At 66.0% G+C, this 21,590-nt stretch carries 8 protein-coding genes; all 8 read left to right on the forward strand.

Features of this window, described 5'->3' with window-relative positions; genetic code table 11:
• The first annotated feature begins 27 nt into the window (after positions 1 to 27).
• Genes ABIC75_RS03080 through ABIC75_RS03115 form a run of 8 tightly spaced genes read left to right on the forward strand, consistent with a single transcriptional unit; the run spans position 28 to position 20,933 of the window.
• Positions 28 to 7,284 carry an amino acid adenylation domain-containing protein gene (locus tag ABIC75_RS03080; RefSeq protein WP_354012386.1) on the forward strand — a complete coding sequence of 2,419 codons (7,257 nt, stop codon included), beginning with the start codon at positions 28 to 30 and terminating at the stop codon, positions 7,282 to 7,284.
• Positions 7,281 to 13,724 (forward strand): amino acid adenylation domain-containing protein, encoded by a 6,444-nt coding sequence (locus tag ABIC75_RS03085; RefSeq protein WP_354012387.1) that lies wholly within the window; start codon positions 7,281 to 7,283, stop codon positions 13,722 to 13,724. The genes ABIC75_RS03080 and ABIC75_RS03085 overlap by 4 nt, the downstream gene beginning before the upstream one ends.
• Positions 13,725 to 13,754: 30 nt before the next feature.
• Positions 13,755 to 14,885, forward strand: a complete 1,131-nt coding sequence (locus tag ABIC75_RS03090; protein WP_354012388.1) for a glycosyltransferase family 2 protein — start codon at positions 13,755 to 13,757, stop codon at positions 14,883 to 14,885.
• Positions 14,879 to 15,970 (forward strand): polysaccharide deacetylase family protein, encoded by a 1,092-nt coding sequence (locus tag ABIC75_RS03095; protein ID WP_354012389.1) that lies wholly within the window; start codon positions 14,879 to 14,881, stop codon positions 15,968 to 15,970. The genes ABIC75_RS03090 and ABIC75_RS03095 overlap by 7 nt, the downstream gene beginning before the upstream one ends.
• 2 nt (positions 15,971 to 15,972) lie before the next feature.
• Positions 15,973 to 17,238 carry an O-antigen ligase family protein gene (locus ABIC75_RS03100; RefSeq protein ID WP_354012390.1) on the forward strand — a complete coding sequence of 422 codons (1,266 nt, stop codon included), beginning with the start codon at positions 15,973 to 15,975 and terminating at the stop codon, positions 17,236 to 17,238.
• Positions 17,239 to 17,284: 46 nt separating this feature from the next.
• On the forward strand, positions 17,285 to 18,643 hold the full coding sequence (locus tag ABIC75_RS03105; RefSeq protein WP_354012391.1) for a phenylacetate--CoA ligase family protein: 1,359 nt from the start codon (positions 17,285 to 17,287) through the stop codon (positions 18,641 to 18,643).
• The gene (pelF, locus tag ABIC75_RS03110) at positions 18,640 to 19,761 is read left to right on the forward strand and encodes a GT4 family glycosyltransferase PelF (protein WP_354012392.1); all 1,122 of its coding nucleotides are present in this window, start codon (positions 18,640 to 18,642) and stop codon (positions 19,759 to 19,761) included. The genes ABIC75_RS03105 and pelF overlap by 4 nt, the downstream gene beginning before the upstream one ends.
• Entirely contained in the window at positions 19,752 to 20,933 is a 1,182-nt protein-coding gene (locus tag ABIC75_RS03115; protein ID WP_354012393.1) for a glycosyltransferase family 4 protein, read from the forward strand. Before pelF ends, ABIC75_RS03115 begins: the two co-directional genes overlap by 10 nt.
• Positions 20,934 to 21,590 lie beyond the last annotated feature (657 nt).

A 21,590-nucleotide genomic window follows, 5' to 3' on the forward strand; every position in this document is an offset into this window, starting at 1 on the left:
CCACACGTCGCGTGCAGGTGAATGCCCATGACTCAACACAACATCGCGCAAACGTCACCGAGCGGCACTGAGCTGTCGCTGCTCGACGTGCTGGTTCGCCAGACGCCGGCGCCGGTCACGGGATCGATGCAACGGCTGGAAATGGCCATCGATGCCAGCGTGGTGCGCGCCATCGACGCACGCGCGGAACGCCTGGGCGTCGCGCCATCGGTGCTGCGTCGCGCCGCACTAGCCATGCTGGAATCCCGCTTCACCGGCCGCGAGGAAATGGTGCTCGCCACCGCATCGGGCAACATCTTCCACAAGGTGCCGGACGAAGGCACGGTGGACGCATGGCTGCTCACGCACGCCACGCCCGCATCGGCGGACGAGGAGGCAGCCAGCGCCATCGGCGCCTGGATCGACGATGCACCGGTCGCCTTGCCGCTGCGCTGGTCGCTCTCCGCGGAGGGCTCGCATCTCGCACTCGACTACGACACCGCCGTGTTCGACGAGTCGATGCTGCTCACCCTCGCCCACGCCCTGTCGCACGTGCTGCATGCGCTGGCGCACGACGACGCGCTCGAATCCGTCAGCGTGCTGGACGAGGAAACCCGCACGCGCCTGCTTCATACCTGGAACGACACGGCGATGCCGCGCCATGCCGGCGACACCGTGCACGGCCTGTTCGCCAGCGTCGCCGCCAAATGTCCGGCAGCCATCGCGCTCGATGGTCCGCTTGGAAAGCTCAGCTATGCCGAGCTCGACGCCAGCAGCCGTCGCGTTGCCGTGGGCCTCATTCGCGTCGGCGTGACGCAGGGCAGCACGGTCGGCCTGCTGCTGGATCGTTCGCCCGACGCCATCGTCGCCATCCTCGGCATTCTCAAGGCAGGTGCAGCCTATCTGCCGCTGGATCGCACCAATCCCGCAGAACGCCTGGCGTTCGTGCTCAAGGATGCGCAGGCCGCCGCCATCATCGTCGGCGACGGCATGGCGCCGCCTGAAGACATCGCCGCTCCGGTCTTGGATATCGGCGCGCTGATGCGCACGGCGGGTGATGCCGAACTTCCCGCGGTGGATGGCCAGGCACTGGCGTACGTGATGTACACCTCCGGTTCCACCGGCACACCGAAGGGCGTGGAAATTCGCCACCGATCCATCATCCGGCTGGTGCGCGACGTGCGCTACGTGGACTTCGGCGACAGCCCGCGCGTGCTGCACGCCGCGCCGCTGGGTTTCGATGCGGCCACGTTCGAAATCTGGGGTGCGCTGCTCAACGCCGGCACCTGCATCGTGCATGGCGAACGCGTGCCCAGCGGCGCGGGTCTCGCCGCCACCATCCGCCACCACGATGCGCGCATCGCGTGGCTCACCGCCGCGCTGTTCAACGCCATCATCGACGAGGACGGCAGTCATCTGCGCGGCCTTGAGCAATTACTCACCGGTGGCGAGGCGCTGTCCGTCGCGCACGTGCGCAAGGCGCAGGCGCTGTTGCCTGGGACCACGCTGATCAACGGCTACGGCCCCACCGAATGCACCACGTTCGCCACCACCTTCCGCATCCCGCCTGCGTTGGATGCATCGCTGCGCTCCATTCCCATCGGCCGCCCGATCGCCGACACCACGCTCTATGTGGTCAACGCACGCGGCGAACCGGTGCCGCCGGGCGTGATCGGCGAGCTGTACATCGGTGGCGCGGGCGTGGCGCGCGGCTACATGGCGCGCGAGGAACTCACCGCGGCGCGCTTCGTTCCCGATCCGTTCGCCGGCAATGACCATCGCCTCTATCGCACCGGTGATCTCGTGCGTTGGCTGCCGGAAGGCGTGATCGATTTCATCGGCCGCATCGACGGCCAGGTGAAGATCCGCGGCTACCGCATCGAAATCGGCGAAATCGAAGCCGCACTACAGGCGTTGCCGGGCGTACGCGCCAGCGCCGTGCTGGCGCGGGAAGACCAGCCCGGACAGAAGCGGCTCGTGGCCTATTTCGTGGCCGAAGACGCTGCGGTGACGGCTCGCGCACTGCGCGCCCAGTTGGCGCAGACACTGCCCGACTACATGGTCCCGGTGGCCTATGTGCGCATGGACAGCCTGCCCGTCACCACCAACGGCAAGCTCGATCGACGCGCCCTACCCGCACCGGGCCGCGGCCGTCCGGAGCTGGCAGACAACTACGTGCCGCCGTCCGGCCAACTCGAACAACAACTGTGCGCGCTGTTCTCCGACGTGCTGGAGATCGACCAGGTCGGCCGCGTCGACCACTTCTTCGACCTCGGCGGCAACTCGCTGCTCGCCGTGCGCCTGATGGAACGCGTGCACGCCACGGTGTCGACCACGCCGACGATTCCCGCCTTCTTCGCCGAACCCACGCCTGCTGCATTGGCATCGCTGATCGAAGGACGCGGCGCCAAGTCGGCCTTGTCTTCGCGCATCGCGCGTGGCCGCCAAGGCGATGCGGGCGAACCCGTGGCCATCATCGCGGCAGCGGGCCGCTTCCCCGGCGCTGCGGACGTGGAAGCGTTCTGGGCCAACCTCTGCGAAGGGCGCGACACCATCACGCACTTCGCCGCCGAGGAACTGGACGCATCCGTTCCTGCCTCGCTGCGCAACGATCCCGACTACGTGGCTGCGCGCGGCATCATCGATGGCGTGGAGGATTTCGACGCGGCGTTCTTCGGCATCTCCCCGCGCGAAGCCGAACTGATGGACCCGCAGCAACGCATCTTCCTGGAGCTATGCTGGGAGTGCCTGGAACGCGGCGGCTACACGCCGGACCGCCACGAAGCACCGGTCGGCGTGTTTGGCGGCATGTACCACGCCACCTACTTCCAGCATCACCTGACGCATCGCCCCGATCTCATCGAGAAACTGGGCGCGTTCCTGGTGTCGCTGGCCAACGAGAAGGATTTCTTCGCCACGCGCGTGGCGCACAAGCTCAACCTCACCGGCCCGGCGGTGAACGTGAGCTCGGCGTGTTCCACCTCGCTCGTCGCCATTTGCCAGGCCGTGGCCGCGCTGCGCGCCGGGCAATGCGAGATGGCGATTGCCGGCGGCGTCTCGGTCACCTGCCCGCCGCGCAGCGGCTACATCGCGCAGGAAGGCTCGATGCTGTCGCCCGACGGCCACACGCGCACCTTCGACGCGAACGCGCAAGGCACCGTGTTCAGTGATGGCGCCGCCGTGGTGCTGCTCAAGCGCTGGTCGGATGCGCAACGCGATGGCGACAACGTGCTCGCGCTCATCCGCGGCATCGGCATCAACAACGACGGCGGCGGCAAGGCCAGCTTCACTGCGCCGAGTACCGAAGGCCAGGCGGCGGTGATCACCATGGCCCTGGCCGATGCCGGCGTCGACGCGCGTTCCATTTCCTACGTGGAAGCCCATGGCACCGCCACGCCGCTGGGCGATCCCATCGAGATCGAAGGGCTCACCACCGCCTATCGCCAGCACACCGACGACTGCGGCTACTGCGCCATCGGTTCGGTGAAGAGCAATATCGGCCACACCGTGATCGCTGCGGGCGCCACCGGCGTGATCAAGACCGCACTGTCGCTGCACGAACGCGTGCTGCCGCCGTCGCTGCACGTGCAGGCCACCAATCCGAAGATCGACTTCGCGAACTCGCCCTTCGTCGTCAACGACACGCTGCGCCCGTGGCCGCAAAGCGAGCAGCCATTACGCGCCGGCGTGAGTTCGTTCGGCGTGGGCGGCACCAATGCGCATGTGATCCTCGAACAGGCGCCGGACATGCCGCCCTCGGATGCCGCCGAAGGCCCGCAGCTGCTGTTCCTCTCCGGCCGCACGCCCGCCGCCGTCACGACGTACGCGGCCAGGCTCGCCGATCATCTCGCCGCGAATCCCCAGATCAACCTCGCCGATGTCGGCAGCACGCTGCTGCATGGGCGCAAGGCGTTCAACCATCGCGCATGCGTGGTGGCGGCGAGCACCGACGAAGCCGTCGCACGCTTGCGCGAGTTCTCGTCATCCAACGTGCGCGAGTCGGCCAAGCCCGCGCCGGAAGTCGTGTTCCTGTTCCCGGGCCAGGGCTCGCAGTACGCGGGTATGGGCAAGGCCTTGTACGAAAGCGAGCCGGCCTTCCGCGCCGCTCTCGACGATTGCGCCGAGGCGTTGCGGGGCGAACTGGGCTTCGACCTGCGCGAGCGCATGTTCGACAGCGATGCGGCGGCGCTGCGGGAAACCTCGCTGACCCAACCGGCCACCTTCGCCATGGAATACGCATTGGCGAAACTGTGGCTCTCGATGGATATCGTTCCTGCCGCCATGATCGGCCACAGCGTGGGCGAGTTCGTCGCGGCCGTGATCGCCGGCGTGATGAGTCTTGATGATGGTGCGCGCCTGATCGCGCGTCGCGGCCGCCTGATGCAGTCCATGCCCGCCGGTTCGATGCTGTCGGTGCGACTGGCCGCCGATGCGGTGCGCGCTCGCCTGCCCGATGGCCTGCAGCTCGCGGCGGAAAACAGCCCGAATGCCAGCGTGGTCAGCGGCGACTCCACACGAATTGATGCGTTCCGCCTGCAACTGGAGGCCGATGGCGTGGCCTGCCGCGTGCTGCAGACCTCCCATGCCTTCCACTCCTCCATGATGGACCCGGTGCTCGAACCGTTCCGCGCCGAAGTGATGCGCGTGGCGCTGTCGGCGCCGAGCATCGCCATCATCTCCACACTCACCGGCGAGCCGCTGCGCGATACCGAAGCCACCTCGCCCGATTACTGGACCAGCCACCTGCGCGGCACCGTGCGTTTCTCGCCGGCCTTGCTTAGCCAACTTGGCGAACAGCCGCGCGTATTCCTCGAAGTCGGCCCGCGCAATGCGCTGACTACGCTCGCGCGCCAGCATGCGCAAAGCCGCAAGCATCATGTGGTTTCCAGCATCGCGGACGGCGAACCGGTGGAGCGCGGCGCGTGGGTCGCGGCCATGGGCGAGCTGTGGTGCGCCGGTTTGCCGGTGGCCGTGTGCGCACTGGATCGCCGCGCGAATCGTCGCCGCGTGCGCCTGCCCACCTATCCGTTCGAACGCAAACGCTATTGGGTCGAGGCCGCTGCACCTGCCGCCATCGCTCCCGCCGCCATCGCCGACAACGTCGTTCCGTTGTTCACCCCTTCGCCTGCACCCGTCGTGGAGCCCACCATGGATGTCAACGTCTCCGGCGCCAATGCCGGTTCCGCCCGTCAAACCCGCCTGCTCGCCCAGCTCACCGAGCTGTTCGAAGACGTCTCGGGCACGGAATTGCAAGGCGTCGATCCAAGCGCCGGCTTTGTCGAGCTGGGCCTGGATTCGCTGTCCCTCACGCAGGTCGCGCTGCAGTTGCAGAAGACCTTCGCGCTGAAGATCACCTTCCGCGAACTGATGGAGTCGTTCTCCTCCTTCGAGCGCCTCGCCATGCATATCGACCAGATGCTTCCGCCGGATGCCTCCGCGCCGGCCGCACCCGTCCCTCCCGCTGCAACCGGCGCGACCGTGGCTCCCGCCGCCATCGTCGCGCCGGTCATGCAGATGGCTGCGACCGGCAACGTCGTGCAGGACCTGATCCAGCAACAGATGCAGATCATGCAGCAACAACTCGCGCTGCTCGCCGGTGCAAGCCTCGCCGCCGCGCCTGCCGTCGCCGCAGCCGTAGCACCTGTGGCTGCAACGCCCGTGCAAGCTGCCGCACCCGCCGCACCTGCCACCGTCACGGCACAGGCGGCGCCGAACCAACCGCAGACGCAAGACGAGGAAGCTGCGCTGGCGCACACCACCTATGACGTCAAGAAGGCCTTCGGCGCCATTGCGCGCATCCACAACAACCAGACGGAACTGAGCGATCGCCAGCACGCGCGACTCGAAGCCTTCATGCGCCGTTACATCGATCGCACGCGCGCATCCAAGGAATACACGCAGCGTCACCGCAAGCACCTGGCCGATCCGCGCGTGGTGAACGGCTTCCGTCCGCTGCTCAAGGAAATGATCTACCAGGTGGTGGTGAACCGCTCCAAGGGTTCCAAGGTGTGGGACCTGGATGGCAACGAATACGTCGACATCCTCAACGGCTTCGGCATGAACCTGTTCGGCTGGCAGCCGGACTTCGTGCTCGACGCGGTGCGTCGCCAGCTCGATGCGGGCTATGAAATCGGCCCGCAGCATCCGCTGGCCGGCGAAGTGGCCGAGCAGGTCTGCGAGCTCACCGGCTTCGACCGCGCCGCGCTGTGCAATACGGGTTCGGAAGCGGTGATGGGCACCGTGCGCATCGCGCGCACCGTCACGGGACGCGACACGCTGGTGATCTTCACCGGTTCGTACCACGGCATCTTCGACGAAGTGATCGTGCGCGGCACCAAGAAGCTGCGCTCGGTGCCAGCGGCTCCGGGCATCCTGCGCAACACCTCGGAAAACGTGCTGGTGCTGGAATACGGCACGCCCGAGACGCTGCAGATCATCCGCGAGCGTGCATCGACCATCGCCGCCGTGCTGGTGGAGCCGGTGCAGAGCCGCCGTCCCGATTTCCAGCCGCGCGACTTCCTCAAGGAACTGCGCGCCATCACCGCCGATGCCGGCGCGCTGCTGATCTTCGACGAAGTGGTCACCGGCTTCCGCTCGCATCCGCGCGGCGCGCAGCACGTGCTCGGCATCGACGCCGACCTCGCCTCGTACGGCAAGGTAGTGGGCGGCGGCTTCCCCATCGGCGTGATCGCCGGCAAGCGCCAGTACATGGACGCACTGGACGGCGGTGGCTGGCAGTACGGCGACGCCTCCATCCCGACTGTGGGTGTCACTTATTTCGCGGGCACCTTCGTGCGCCATCCGCTGGCGCTCGCCGCGGCGCATGCGGTGCTCAATCACCTCAAGCAGAACGGCCCCGCGCTGCAGGAGCGCCTCAACGCACGCACCAGCCTGCTGATGGACGAACTCAACGCATTCTGCGCCAGCGTGGGCGCTCCTATCCAGTTGGTGCACTTCGCCTCGGTGTGGAAGACCAACTTCACCGAAGACCATCCGCTGCAGGACCTGCTGTTCGCCATGATCCGCAGCCGCGGCATCCACATGCTGGACAACTTCCCCTGCTTCTTCACCACCGCGCACAGCGAGCAGGATTTCCAGGCCGTGGCCAAGGCGTACAAGGAATCCGTGCTGGAAATGCAGGAAGCCGAATTCCTGCCGCGCAACAAGAAGGTGGAAGCGCTGGCTATCGATGCCAATCGGCCGCCGGTGGTGGGCGCAAGGCTTGGCAAGGACCTGGACGGCAACCCGGCGTGGTTCGTGCCCAATCCCGACGTGCCGGGCAAGTTCATGAGGGTGAACGCATGAACCCGAATGATCCGTCCCAGTTGCCGGATGCCGACGCCATCGCGGTCGACTACGACCCGTTTGCCGGTGCGGTGCTGGCACGCGTTGCACCGGCCACCGCACCGCAGCGCGAGGTGTGGCTGGCTTCCACGCTGGAGCCGGAAGCCTCGCTTGCCTACAACGAATCCGTTTCGCTGCGCCTGCATGGCGAACTCAATGTCGACGCACTGCAGACCGCGCTGCAGCAGCTGATGGAGCGGCATGAAGCGTTGCGCGCCACCTTCGCCAATGACGGCAGCGAACTGTGCATCGCCGCGCAGCAGGATCTTCCCTGCCCGCTGCGCGAACTGTCGTGGCTGGGACCCGACGAACAACAGGCCGAGATCGAAGCAACGCTCGTGCGCGTGGTGAGCGAACCGTTCAACCTCGACACCGGCCCGCTGGTACGCGCCGAACTGCTGCGCATCTCGTCGCAGGAACACCTGCTGGTGTTCACCGCGCACCACATCGTGTGCGATGGCTGGTCGTTCGGCGTGATCGTGCGCGATCTCGCCGCGCTGTATGCGCAGCAGATCGGCCAGGGCCAGGACCTGCCGCCCGCCGACACCTTCGCCGAATATGCATTGGCCGAAGCCGAACATGCGCAGAGTGCGGAAGGCAAGGCATCCGAAGCGTATTGGCTGAATCGTTTCGCCAACGCAACGCCCTCGCTCGACCTGCCCACCGATCATCCGCGCCCTCGCCAGCGCAGTTTTCAATCGCTGCGCGAGGACTTGCTGCTGGATGCTTCACTCATCGCCGACGTGAAGCGCGTGGGCGCGCAACGCGGTGCCAGTCTCTACGCCACCTTGCTCGCCGCGTTCGGCCTGCTGCTGCAGCGACTCACCGGGCAGGACGATGTCGTGATCGGCATTCCCTCTGCCGGCCAGGCCGCAGGCGGTCATCATGACCTCGTGGGCCACTGCGTCAACGTGCTGCCCTTGCGCGTGATGATGGACACCAACGCGCCGTTCGCCGACAGCCTCAAGCAGGTGCGTGGCGATCTGCTCGACGCCTTCGATCACGCGCAGTACACGCTCGGCAGCCTGCTGGCACGCCTGGCGCTGCCGCGCGACCCCGCACGCCTGCCGCTGGCCAGCGTGCTGTTCAACCTCGACCAGGCGCTGGACGAGCGCACCGTGAGCTTCCCAGGCTTGTCGTTCGAATTCGCCGGCAATCCGCGCGTGTTCGAGAACTTCGAGCTGTTCGTCAACGCCGTGCAGTTGCCCAACGGCATTCGCCTGGAATGCCAGTACAACCGCGACCTGTTCGAACCGGCCACGGTGCAGTCGTGGCTGGATGCGTATGCCACGCTGTTGCGCCAGGCCGTGGGCAGCCCCGAAGCCGCCGGCAACACGCTGGGACTGGTGTCCCCTTCGGCGCAGGCGAGCTTGATGGCGCTGCAGCCGATGCGCACGGCCTACCCCGCGCTGCAGCTCGCGCACGAGTACTTCGAGAAGCAGGTGGATCGCGCGCCTGCGCGCATCGCCATGGCCAGCGACGCACCACTCACCTACGGGCAGCTCGATGCTCGCGCCAATCGCATCGCGCGCGTGCTGCGCGAACGTGGCGTGGGCGAGGGCAACCTGGTCGGCCTGTCCGTGGCGCGCAGCAGCGACATGATGGCCGCCTTGCTGGCCGTGCTGAAATCCGGCGCGGGCTATGTACCGCTGGACCCTAGCTTTCCCGCCGAACGCCTCGCCTTCATGGCGCAGGATGCCGCGCTTGCCGCACTCATCGTGGATGACGAGGCGTCTGAATTCTTCGAGTTTCCCGCCTCGCAGGTGCTGTCCCTGCAGCGCGATGCCGCGCTCATCGATGCCACCAGCGACGCGCGCCTGCCGCGCGACGAACGCTCTGCCACGCCTGATTCCATCGCCTATGTGATCTACACATCCGGTTCCACGGGCAAGCCCAAGGGCGTGCGCGTGCCGCATCGCGCGACCTCCAATTTCATCAGCAGCATGCAGCGCGAACCGGGCATCCGCGAGGATGATCGCCTTGTCGCGGTCACCACGCTGTCGTTCGATATCGCCTTCCTCGAACTGATGCTCCCGCTCAGCGTGGGCGCGGCCATCGTGCTGGCCAACGCCGACGACGTGCGCGACGGCACGGCCCTGCGCCAGCTGGTGGAACGCCACCACGCGACGATGATGCAGGCCACGCCCGCCGGTTGGCGCGTGCTGCTGGAGTCGGGCTGGGAAGGCTCCCGCGGCTTCAAGGCGATTGCCGGTGGTGAACCGTTGCCGCTGGACCTGGCCGAGGCTTTGCTCGCGCGTTGCGGCGAAGTGTGGAATGCCTATGGCCCCACCGAAACCACCGTGTGGTCCACGCTGTGGCGCGTGCAGCATCCGCGCGCCGGCATCACCATCGGCCGGCCCATCGCCAACACCACCGTTCACGTGCTCGATGAACATGGCGCGCCCTGTCCGCTCGGTATGCCCGGCGAAATCTACATTGGCGGCGATGGCGTCACGCTGGGTTATCTCAACCGCCCCGAACTCAATGCCGAACGCTTCCTGCCCGATCCCTTCAGCGGCGAGGCGCAGGCGAAGATGTATCGCACCGGCGATCGCGGCCGCTGGCTCGCCAAGGGCGAACTGGAACACCTGGGCCGCCTCGATTTCCAGGTGAAGATTCGCGGCTATCGCATCGAACTGGGCGAAATCGAAACCGCGCTCGCGGATCTGCCGGAAGTGGCGCGCGCCGTGGTGATGGCGCGCGAGGATCGCCCCGGCGACGTGCGACTGGTCGCCTATGTGGTGCCCGCCGAAGGCGTAGACCTGGACACCGTGGATCTGTGTCCGCGCCTGCGCCAGCGCCTGCCCGACTACATGATTCCACAGCACTTCGTGGCGATGGCTGCCATTCCATTGCTGCCGAACGGCAAGATCGACCGCAAGTCGCTGCCCGCGCCCGCACAGCCCACCGCCGAAACTCGGCGCGACCGCCGTGCTCCGCAAACGGACACGGAACGCCGCGTGGCCGCCGCGATGGAAACCGTGCTCGCATTGCCCGATCTCGACGTACGCGACAACTTCTTCGCGCTGGGCGGCCACTCGCTGCTCGCCGCGCAGCTCACCGCGCGGCTGAACCGCGAGTTCGGCATCGCGCTCTCGTTCCGCACGCTGTTCGATGCACCGACCATCGAAGGCCTGGCCGACACCATCGACAGCCATCGCGTGCCCGAGCATGCCGCCGCAGCCATCGATATTCCACGACTGGCCGATCGCAGCGTGGCGCCGCTGTCGTCGATGCAGCAGCGCCTTTGGTACATGGAGCAACTGCACCCGGGACGCGTGGTGTACAACACGCCATCGGCACACCGCCTGCGCGGGCCCATGAACGTGGACGCGTTCCGCGAGGCCTTGCGCGATGTGGTGCAACGCCAGCCGGCACTGCGCACCTCGATCGAGACAGGCGACAACGGCGGCGTACAGCGCATCCATGCCGGCCTGCTTCCGGCGCTTCCCTTGGAAGATCTCTCCGATCTTCCCGCCGACGCGCGCCTGGATGCGATTCGCCAGGCGCTCGACGCGGATATCGCGATACCGTTTGACCTGTCGCAGCCGCCGCTGTATCGCGCGCGCCTGTTCCGCATCGACGAGAACGACCACGTGTTCTATTTCATGGCCCACCACATCGTGTGGGACGGCTGGTCGTTCGATCTGCTGTACGAAGACCTCTCGCGCGCCTATGTGTCCCGCTGTGCCGGTGGCAGTGAAGGTCTGCCCTCGCTCGCCGTGGAATACGCCGACTTCTCCGCCTGGCATCGCGACTGGATGCGCAGCGACAGCGTGCAGGAGCAACTGGCGCACTGGATGAAGACGCTCGATGGCGCACTGGAACCGCTGGAACTCCCCGCCGATCGTCCGCGGCCGGCACGCATGTCCGGCGCGGGCGCCACCGAGTGGGTGCGCATTCCCGCCGATCGCGTGGCCGCCGTGCATGCGCTGGCGCAACGCGAGCAAGCCACACCGTTCATGGTGCTCTTGGCCACCTACTACGTGCTGCTGCATCGTCTTGGCGGACAACACGACCTGATCGTGGGCACGCCCGTGCGCGGACGCAACCGCGTCGAGACCGAAGGCATCATGGGGCTGTTCGTGAACGCGCTGCCGCTGCGCGTGCAGATCAATCCTGACTCGCCGTTCCGCGACGTGCTGCGCGAGGTACGGCAGGTGGTGCTGGATGCCTTTGCGCATCCCGACGTGCCGTTCGAGCAGTTGGTGTTCTCACTGGGGCTGGCGCGCGATGAAAGCCGTCCGCCGATCTCGCAGGCGATGTTCTCCTTCCAGGATGCGCGCCGCCGCATCGTGTCGTGGGGCGAGCTGGCGCACGAACACCTGCCGGTGTTCCAGCGCGGCGCTGCCGACGACATCGGCCTGTGGTTCCTGGAACAGGAACACGGCCTGCTGGGTGGCATTACCTACAACACCGATATTTTCGATGCGCAAACGGCCGCGCGCTTCCGCGATTGCTACGAAACCCTGCTCGCCTCGGCGCTGGCCGAACCGGCACGCAGCGTGGCTCGCCTGGATCTGCTTCCGGCGCATGAAAGCACCTTGCTGGCCGATTGGAACCAGACGCAGCTGGACGTTCCCAACGTGCCTGTGCATGTTCTGTTCGAGCAGCAGTGCGATCGTTCGCCGGAACGTGCATCCATCCGCTGTCGCGACGTCACGCTCAGTTATCGCCAGCTCGACGAACGCGCCAATCGCATCGCGCATGCCCTGCGTGCGCGCGGTGCAGGGCGTGGCGCGCTGGTGGGCATCTCGCTCACGCGCGACATCGACATGGTGGCTACCATGCTTGCCGTGCTCAAGACGGGTGCGGGCTACGTGCCGCTCGATCCGGAGTTCCCGGCCGATCGTCTTTCGTACATGGCGCAGGATGCGAACCTCAGCGTACTGGTGACCGAATCGGCGCTGACGACGCGCATCGACAGTGAAGGCACCGCGCGCCTGCTGCTGGACGAAGCCGCGGATGAACTCGATGCATTGCCCACCACGCGACTCACCAGCGATGCGACTTTCGATGGCACCTCGGTCGCCTACGTGATCTACACCTCCGGCTCCACCGGCCGGCCCAAGGGCGTGGCGATTCCGCATCATGCCGTGGTCAACTTCCTTGCCGCCATGGCGCAGCGTCCGGGTCTTTGCGCGGATGATCGCCTGCTGGCAGTCACCACCTTGTCGTTCGACATCGCCGTGCTGGAGTTGTTCGGCCCGCTCAGCGTGGGCGGCGAAATCCTGCTCGCCACGCGCGAAGAAGCGACGGATGGCGATGCGCTGGAACAACTGCTGACGACGCAGTCGGCCTCCATGATGCAGGCCACGCCGGTCACCTGGCGCCTGTTGCTGCAAACGCCGTGGCAGCCGCCGCATGGGTTCCATGCGCTGTGCGGTGGCGAGCCGCTGTCCGCCGACCTGGCGCAGCAGTTGCTCGCGCGCGGCTGCGAACTGTGGAACATGTACGGCCCTACGGAAACCACCGTGTGGTCCACCTGCTGGCGCGTGGAGCATCCCGAGCGCGGCATTTCCATCGGCACGCCGATTGCCAACACCACCATCCACATCCTGGACGAGCACGGCCAGCACTGCCCCATCGGCGTGCCGGGCGAGCTGTGCATCGGTGGCGATGGCGTGGCGCTTGGCTATCTGCATCGCGACGAACTGACGGCGGAACGCTTTCCGGCGGATCCGTTCGCTCCGGGCGCGCGCTTCTATCGCACCGGCGATCGTGCGCGCTGGCTGGCCAACGGCACGCTGGAGCATCTGGGCCGCATCGATTTCCAGGTCAAGCTTCGCGGTTACCGCATCGAGCCCGGCGAGATCGAGGCCGTGGCGCGCACCGAACCCAGCGTGCTCGATTGCGTGGTGGTAGTGCGCGAAGTGGCGCCTAACGATGACCGCCTGGTGCTGTACGCCGTGTGCAGCGACGACGAAGAACACGTGTGGCCGAAGCTGCGCGCGCAACTCGCCGCGCGCCTGCCTGCCTACATGCAGCCGCAACACCTGGTGCGCCTAGCCGCGTTGCCGCGCACGCCCAACGGCAAGACCGATCGCAAGGCGCTGCCACCGCCCGTGCTCAATGTTGCCGCGCCAGTGGATGCGGAGCCTGGCGTGAGTGCCAGCGACGATCCGCGCGAACGCTACCTGGGCCAGCTTTGGTGCCGGTTGGTGGGCACGGACGACGTGCGCGCCAGCGACAACTTCTTCGACATCGGCGGCCATTCGCTGCTGGCCATCGAGATGGTCACGCAGGTGCGTAAGGAAATCGGCGTGAAGCTCAACCTGCTGGACGTCGCGACGAGTCCGCTCGCATCGCTGGCCGCCGCCCTGCCCGAAGGCGATTTGACGGAGGCGGGCAAGACGGCGTCGCTGGGCGGGCGGTTGCGGCAATTGTTCGGCAGGCGGTGAGAGGACCATATCGGTGCAAGGGGAACCGACATGACGACGCTAGCGATTCTGGTGTGCAGGGTCAGCTTCTGGCTGCTGCTCTACATCTTCGTCGGCTATCCGCTGATCATGTGGCTGTGGAGCAAGGTGATGCACCGCCCGGTACGCAAGCAACCCATCCTGCCCACGGTGTCCATCATCATCGTGGTGCGCGATGGCGTGCGACACATCCGCGCCAAACTGAAGAACCTGCGCGCGCTGGATTATCCGGCCGAGTACATCGAGATCATCGTGGCCTGCGACGGTTGCACCGATCGCACCGCCGCCCTGGTGCGCCATGCGCACGATGCGCGCGTGCGCGTGCTGGATTTTCCCGTGTCGCGCGGTAAGGCGCTTTGCCTCAACGACGCCGTGGCCACGGCGCGCGGCGAAGTGCTGCTGATGACCGACGTGCAGCACAAGCTTTCGCCGCTCGCCCTGCGCGAACTGGTGGGCAACCTCGGCGACCCGCGCGTGGGCGCCGTGAGCGGCAGCCTGGAGCTGGAGAACGTGAGCAGCACCTTCGCGCATGGCGTGAATGGGTACTGGCACTACGAGAAGTTCCTGCGGCTTCAGGAGAGTCGTTGTGGTTCTTCCATCGGCGTGTGCGCGGCGCTGTATGCCGTTCGCAGCGAACTGTTCAAGCCGCTGCCACCCGATACGCTGCTGGATGACGTGCTCATTCCCATGGATGTCGCGGCCTCCGGCCGGCGCGTGGTGTTCGAACCGCGCGCCGTCGTTTGGGGCGAAACCGCTCAGGTACCCCTCGACGAACAACCTCGCCGCATGCGCGCCATGGTGGGCTGTTTCCAACTGATGGACGTGGCGCCGTGGCTGCTTTCCCCGGCACGCAATCCGCTGTGGTTCCGGTTCATGAGCCACAAGCTCTTGCGCCTGCTGGCGCCCTGGCTCTTCCTTTCGCTGCTGCTGTCGACGGCCTATCTCGCACGCCACCACATGGCCTATGGCGCCTTGCTCGTGTTGCTGCTGTTGTGCATCGGGCTGGTGCCGATCGAGCGGGCACGCCCGCACGCGGGACGCTGGTTGCCGGTGCAGCTGGTGGTGGCGTTCTTCTATCTCAATCTTTATGCCGCGCAGGCTTCCATCGCCTACGCCCGGAGCCGAGGTGAGCACTTATGGTGAGCCCGACATCGAACGAAGCGAAGGGCCCCGGCATCCGCGAACGCTTGGGCGAGCTTTGCTACAACACCGGCCTGCTCAGCCCGCTGCAGAAGATGCGCGCGTGGTGGCAGAAGGATCTGCGCATCCTGGCCTATCACCGCGTGATGCCGGTGCCGGACCCGGATCACTATCCGTTCGACATGGAGCTGATCAGCACCACGCCGGAGGAATTCCGCGAACAGATGCTGCTGGTGAAGGAACGCTATCTGCCCATGCGCCTCACCGATGTCGCCGCTGCGATCAACGCCGGCCAGGCGCTGCCGCCGGACGCGGTGGTGATCACCTTCGACGACGGCTACGACGACAACTACCGCATCGTCTTCCCGATCCTCAAGGAGCTGGGTGTGCCGGCCACCTTCTTCATTTCGACCGGCCATATCGACAGCGGGCGCCCGTACGCCTACGACTGGCTGGTGCACATGATCCTGCTGACCAACGCGGAGCGTCTTGTGTTGCCCGAGTTGAACATGGACGTGCCCATGCCAGCCTCGCGCGCCGAGCGTCGCGCGCTGGCCACCAGCGTGCTGGACCACATGAAGGAGATCAGCGCGCTCGAGCAGGCCGCCATGATCCGCCGCCTGGAAAGCGCGTGGAACATGCCGTCCGATCATGCCTATCCCGCCGATTGCCGGCCCATGAACTGGGACCAGCTGCGCGAGATGCGCGCGGCCGGCCTGGAGATCGGCTCGCACGGCGTGAACCACTGGATGCTGTCCAAGCTGCCGCGCGAAGACCTGGAGCGCGAAGTGTTCGATTCCCGCAACGCCCTGCTGCGCGAACTCGGCCCGATGGCGCTGCTCATGTCCTATCCCGTGGGCAGCAACCGTGCGTTTGACCAGCAGGTGATCGAGGTGACGCGCGATGCTGGCTTCGACCTGGCCTGCAGCTACATCAGCGGCACCAATCTGGAGCCGGCCAACAATCGCTATTCGCTCTATCGCATCGCGGTGGAGCGCTACTACGGCAAGGCCTGGTTCGCTGCGTTGCTGACGCTGCCCGGCCTCATCGGTTATCCCACACCCGCTCATCTGGCTTCGACCGACTGATCATGTTCCCACTGATCCTCATCTACGTCGTACTGACCATCGTCCGACCGCAGGAATACATCACCGCGCTGATCGGCTTGCCGGTGCTGCCCGTGGTGCTGGTGCTGGCGTTCGCGGCGTGGCTGGCCTCGGGCACGCGGGCGCCGCGCGCACCGCAGTTCCTGATACTGATCGCGTTCTTCGTGGTGCTGATGGTTTCCGAAGTGGCCAACGGCTGGCTGGGCGGCGTGAAGGAGGAACTGGGCAAGTTCGGTCCCATCGTGCTGACCTTCTTCATGATCGCCACCGCCTGCACCACGCACCGGCGCATCCTCACCCTGATGGGCGTAATGGTGATGTGCGCCACGCTGCTCGCCTTGCATGGCATCGGGCAGAAGCATGCCGGCATCGGCTGGACGGGTATTCCCATCGGCGAGGATGGGCGCATCCAGTACGTGGGCATCTTCAACGATCCGAACGATCTTGGCATGCTGTTCGTCTCCGTGTTCCCCATGGCCGCCCTGCTGTGCAAGCGCGCAGGCTTCGTCGGCAAGCTGTTCTGGCTGGGCTGCATCCTCACCCTGCTCTACGGCGTGTATCTCACCAATTCGCGCGGCGCCATGCTGGGCGTGCTGGTGGTGATCGGCGCGTACATCTGGTATCGCCGCGGCCTGGTGGTGGCCGGCGTGCTCGGTGCGGTGGGGCTGGCCGCGATGAAGATGCTTTCCTCACGCATGCAGGAACTCGACGCCGGCGAGGAATCGGCCAACGGTCGCGTGGATGCCTGGTACGAAGGCCTGCAGATGTTCAAGTCGCATCCGGTATTCGGCGTGGGGCCCGGCAACTTCACCGACTACAACCAGCTCACCGCGCACAACTCGTTCGTGCTGGTGCTGGCCGAGACCGGCTTCGTGGGTTACGTGCTGTGGCTGGCGCTGATCGGCTACAGCTTCTGGATGGTGGCCGCCGTACTTCGCCTGAAGCCCGACGCGCAGGCCGAGCCCGAGCGCTTTGCCGCGTGGAATGCCGAGCGGCCGCTGGCGCTCACCTTGCTGCTCTCGCTGTGCGGCATGTTCATGTGTGCGTTCTTCCTCAGCCGCAGCTACATGATCGTGCTGTACGTGGTGCTGGCCATCGTTACCGGCTTTTACCTCGGCGCACGCCAGCGCGTGGAGGGCCTGCCCACCTTCAGCATGAGCGAGAGCGGTGGGCGATGGATTCCCGCCGCCGTCGGCAGCATCGCGGGCTTGTTCGTGCTGGTGACCATCCTACTGAGGACCACGGGATGAAGACGCCCCGACCTGTCTTGCTTCAAAGCGTGAGGGAGTGTTCGCCATGAGTGGTTGGTACGAGCAGGCTTTCCGCCGCGTGCTCTATCCTGCATACGAGAGCGGCCTTCGCCGCCGCAGCACGCTGTCCTGGCTGGCGTCCTACGAGCGCGACCAGTGGTATTCGCCCGAGGCGATCAAGGCGCTGCAGTTCCAGCGGCTGAAGACGCTCATCGAGCATTGCTATCGCGAGGTGCCCTACTATCGCCGCCGCTGGCGCGAGTTGGGCATCACGCCGGAAGACATCCGCAACCTGGACGACTACGCGCGCCTGCCCGTGCTCACCAAGACGGACATCCGCGAGAACTTCGCCGATCTGCAGGCGTCGTCGTGGCGTGGCCGCCTGCTGTTCAAGCGCACCGGTGGCTCCACGGGCGAGCCGCTGGAACTGGGTTATACGCGCGAAAGCTACGACCGCCGCATCGCCGTGATGTGGCGCGGCTACGGCTGGGCCGGCGCACGCCCGGGGCGGCGCACGCTGTACCTGTGGGCCGGCTCGGTGGGCACACCGGGCCGCGCGCACCAGCTCAAGGACAACCTCTACAACGCGCTGTTCGCCCGTCGCGTGCTCAACAGTTTCGAAATGACCGAGTCGAACCTGGCCGCGTACGCCGACGCCATCGACCAGTACCGGCCATCCATCATCGTGGGCTACGTGAATCCACTGGCGCAGCTGGCGCAATGGATGGTGGAGACCGGCCGCAAGGTGCATCGCCCGGAGAGCGTGATCGGTGCCGCCGAGGCCTTGCATCCGCACCAGCGCGAGACGATACGGCAGGCGTTCGGCAGTCCCGTCTACAACACCTACGGCTGCCGCGAATTCATGCTGATCGCCTCCGAATGCGCGCACCACCACGGTCTGCACGCGAACGCCGATCACCTCGTGGTGGAACTGCTGGGCGCCGACGGTAAGCCCGCAGCGCACGGCCCCGGCGAAGTGGCCATCACCGACCTCTCGAACTACGGCATGCCGTTCATACGTTACGTCAACGGTGACCTGGCCTCCGCATCGAGCTCGCACGATTGCCCCTGCGGACGCGGCCTGCCCTTGCTGGAACGCATCGATGGGCGCGTGCTGGACGCCATCCGCACGCCGGACGGCCGCATCCTGCCGGGCGAATTTTTCCCGCACATGCTCAAGGACGTGCCTGGCCTGGTGCGGTTCCAACTGATTCAACGGCAGCTCGACCGCCTTGAGCTTTCCATCGTGCGCAGCGATGCGTTCGACGACGCCTCCATCGCATACATCCAGCGCGAGACGGCCAAGGTGCTCGGTGACAGTGTGGCGCTGGATTACCGGTTCGTCGACGACATTCCGCTCACGCGCAGCGGCAAGCGGCGCGTGACCTTGTCGGAGCTGGCATGAACATCACGCACGTGGTCGAAAACCTCAACCGCGGCGGCCTGGAGCGCATGGTGCTCGACCTGGTGCAGCTGCAACAGCAGCAAGGCCATCAATGCCAGGTGGTGTGCCTGTATGAAACCGGCGCACTGGCGCACGAACTGGATGCGGCCGGCATTCCCGTGGTGGCCTGCAACAAGGGCCGCGGTTTCGATCTGCGCGCGCTGGCCCGTGCCCGTTGGGCTATCGATCGTCACGATACCGACGTGCTCCACACCCACAACGCGGTAGCCCACTACCAGGCCGTGCTGGCCTCGTGCGGACTGGACGTGCTGCGCGTACTCAACACGCGCCATGGCATGGGCGCGGGGCAACGCACCGGGCGCAAGGAATGGCTTTATCGCCGCGCGCTGGCACGCACGGACATCGTGGTCACGGTGTGCGAGGCGGCGCGGCGCAACGGCGTATCACGCGGCATGCTTCCGCACACCATGACACGCGTGGTGCCCAACGGCATTGCGGTGGATCGTTTCGTGCCTGCTTCCAACGACATGCGCCGGCACGTGCTTCAGCTGCTCGAGCTGGACGAAGACGCCTTTCTTATCGGCAACGTGGGGCGATTGAACTGGACCAAGGACCAGGCCGGGTTGATCCGCGCCTTCCGCCAGGTGCACCAACAACATCCCCAGGCGATGCTGTTGCTGATCGGCGATGGCGAGCTGCGCGCGGAACTCGAACGCTGCGCCGAGCACGAAGATGTGCATGACGCCGTGCGTTTCCTTGGCGATCGCAACGACGTGCGCGACCTGCTGCAGGGACTGGACCTGTTCGTGCTGTCCTCGACCAGCGAGGGCTACTCGATGGCCTTGCTGGAAGCCTGCGCGGTGGCGTTGCCCATCATCGCCACCGATGTGGGTGGCAATGGCGAGATCGTCCACAGCGGACGCACCGGTCAACTGGTACCGGCCGGCGATGCGGATGCATTGGCCGAAGCCATGTTGATGCTACTGCGCGATCCGCACCGCGCTTCCGCCTATGGCCGCGCAGCGCGCGACTGGGTGGAGAAGCATGGCTCGCTGGAAACCATGGCCGATCGCTACGAGCGCCTTTACCAGGCCATGGAGTGTGTCACGTGCGATTGAAGGTGCTCGTGCTGACCAACCTGTTCCCGTCGCCGTGGGATCCGCTGCGCAGCCCGTTCAATCGCCAGCAGTTTGAACGGCTGGGCCAGCACCACGACGTGGACGTGATCACGGCGGTGGACTTCCGCGAGCGCTTCGGCCGCAAGCGTGCGCCCTTCCGCGTGAACAACCTCAACACCGAACAATTCGTGTTCTTCTATCCGCCGGTGATCGGCCGCTCGCTGCACGCCGCCTGCTGGCTGGCTTCCCTGCTGAGCCAGAAACTACGCCGTCTGCGCCGCGCGCATTACGACTGCATGCTGCTGAGCTGGGGCTATCCCGATGCCGCCGCTGCCAGTTGGGTGGCGCGCCACCTGGGCATTCCCTACGTGGTCAAGGTGCACGGCACCGACCTCAACGTGAAAGCCGAACAAGGGTTGATCCGTCCGCAGATACGACAGGCGTTGCGTGGTGCGCAAGGCGTGGTGGCGGTGAGCCAGGCGCTCGCCGACAAGGCGGTGGCGATGGGCGTCGATCCATCGCGTGTGCACGTGCTCTACAACGGCGTGGAACCCAACCTGTTCACGCGCGGCTCGCTCAGTGATGCGCGCACCAAACTCTCGCTGCCGCAGGACGAACGCATCCTGCTCTACGTGGGCAACCTCAAGGACACCAAGGGCTGCCTGGATTTGCTTGAAGCATTCCCGCGCGTGCTGTCCACGCATCCGGATGCAAACCTCGTGTTCGTCGGCTCGGGCCCTGCTCGCGAAGCCTTGCTGCAACGTGCCGCCGCGTTGGGTTGCCAGGAGCGCGTGCGACTGGTTGGCGCGGTGGAACACTACGCCCTCGGCGACTGGTTCCGCGCTGCGGATCTCCTGTGCCTGCCCAGCCACAACGAAGGCGTACCCAACGTGGTGCTCGAAGCGATGGCCTGCGGAACGCCGGTGGTTGCGACGCGCGTGGGCGGCATTCCCGAAGTGCTGCCCGAGCAGGCGGGGATTCTGGTGGATGCGCATGACCGCATTGGCCTTGAAGGTGCATTGGTCGATGCGTTGGGCAAGGCGTGGGACGGTGAACGCATCGCTGCGTATGCCAGCCGGTTTCGTTGGGATGAGAACATCCAGCGGCTGGGGGATATCTTGCAGGGGGCGGCGATGAGTCGGGCGGGATGGGTGGGTTATTCGGCGTCGTGAGGAAGCTTTCGCCTGTTTAAGGCTGCAGCCTTCCTCAAAGGCGAGACAACTAAAGAAACAGCATTCTGTGGGCGACGTTCCTTGGGCGAACGCTTTTGCTCGTCATCCTGACGCAGGACGATTTTGCTCGTCATTCCGGCGGGGGCAGATTTTGCTCGTCATTCCGGCGCAGGCCGGAGGCGCTTTTTTCAACAGCCGAATGGCTGGTCATCCAGCGCCTCTGGTTTAGGTTATCGCGATAACTTTGGTCGCGCTTTTGTGGTGCTTCCGCCAGCGTGCCGCCTACGCGGCGGGCGTTTCGATCGGCTGCCGCCGCTCGAGTCACTTTTCTTTTGCTGGCCCAAAAGAAAAGTAACCCAAAGAAAATGGCCTTTAGAGCGATAGGCTCGTAGCGTTCTGTCGGATACGAGCCTTGAAGGTTTTGGAACCCGGATCGTCACGATCTCTCTAATCAGCGGTACGGCTACACCGCCACGCGCCGAAACGGAGAGGACTTAAAGCGCAACGTCGCTGCGCTGCCTCATGACTGCCGGCGTTGGATTCTCGCGAAGCACTGCACTTCTCCTTCTCCCCTACGGTGAGAGGGTTGGGGCATTGCCACCTTTACGGTGGTAAGGGGCGGGTGCTCGCGATCAGGTATCTACTTCGTGCCTTGGC

Source organism: Dyella japonica, from assembly GCF_040545895.1.
GTDB classification, from domain to species: Bacteria; Pseudomonadota; Gammaproteobacteria; order Xanthomonadales; family Rhodanobacteraceae; genus Dyella; species Dyella japonica_D.

What these genes read in the sequence shown, in the direction of transcription:
- ABIC75_RS03095 (WP_354012389.1), top strand. Translation starts at nt 14,879, where the DNA reads ATGGTGAGCCCGACATCGAACGAAGCGAAGGGCCCCGGCATCCGCGAA.
- ABIC75_RS03080 (WP_354012386.1), top strand. Translation starts at nt 28, where the DNA reads ATGACTCAACACAACATCGCGCAAACGTCACCGAGCGGCACTGAGCTG.
- ABIC75_RS03100 (WP_354012390.1), top strand. Translation starts at nt 15,973, where the DNA reads ATGTTCCCACTGATCCTCATCTACGTCGTACTGACCATCGTCCGACCG.
- ABIC75_RS03090 (WP_354012388.1), top strand. Translation starts at nt 13,755, where the DNA reads ATGACGACGCTAGCGATTCTGGTGTGCAGGGTCAGCTTCTGGCTGCTG.
- ABIC75_RS03105 (WP_354012391.1), top strand. Translation starts at nt 17,285, where the DNA reads ATGAGTGGTTGGTACGAGCAGGCTTTCCGCCGCGTGCTCTATCCTGCA.
- ABIC75_RS03085 (WP_354012387.1), top strand. Translation starts at nt 7,281, where the DNA reads ATGAACCCGAATGATCCGTCCCAGTTGCCGGATGCCGACGCCATCGCG.
- pelF (WP_354012392.1), top strand. Translation starts at nt 18,640, where the DNA reads ATGAACATCACGCACGTGGTCGAAAACCTCAACCGCGGCGGCCTGGAG.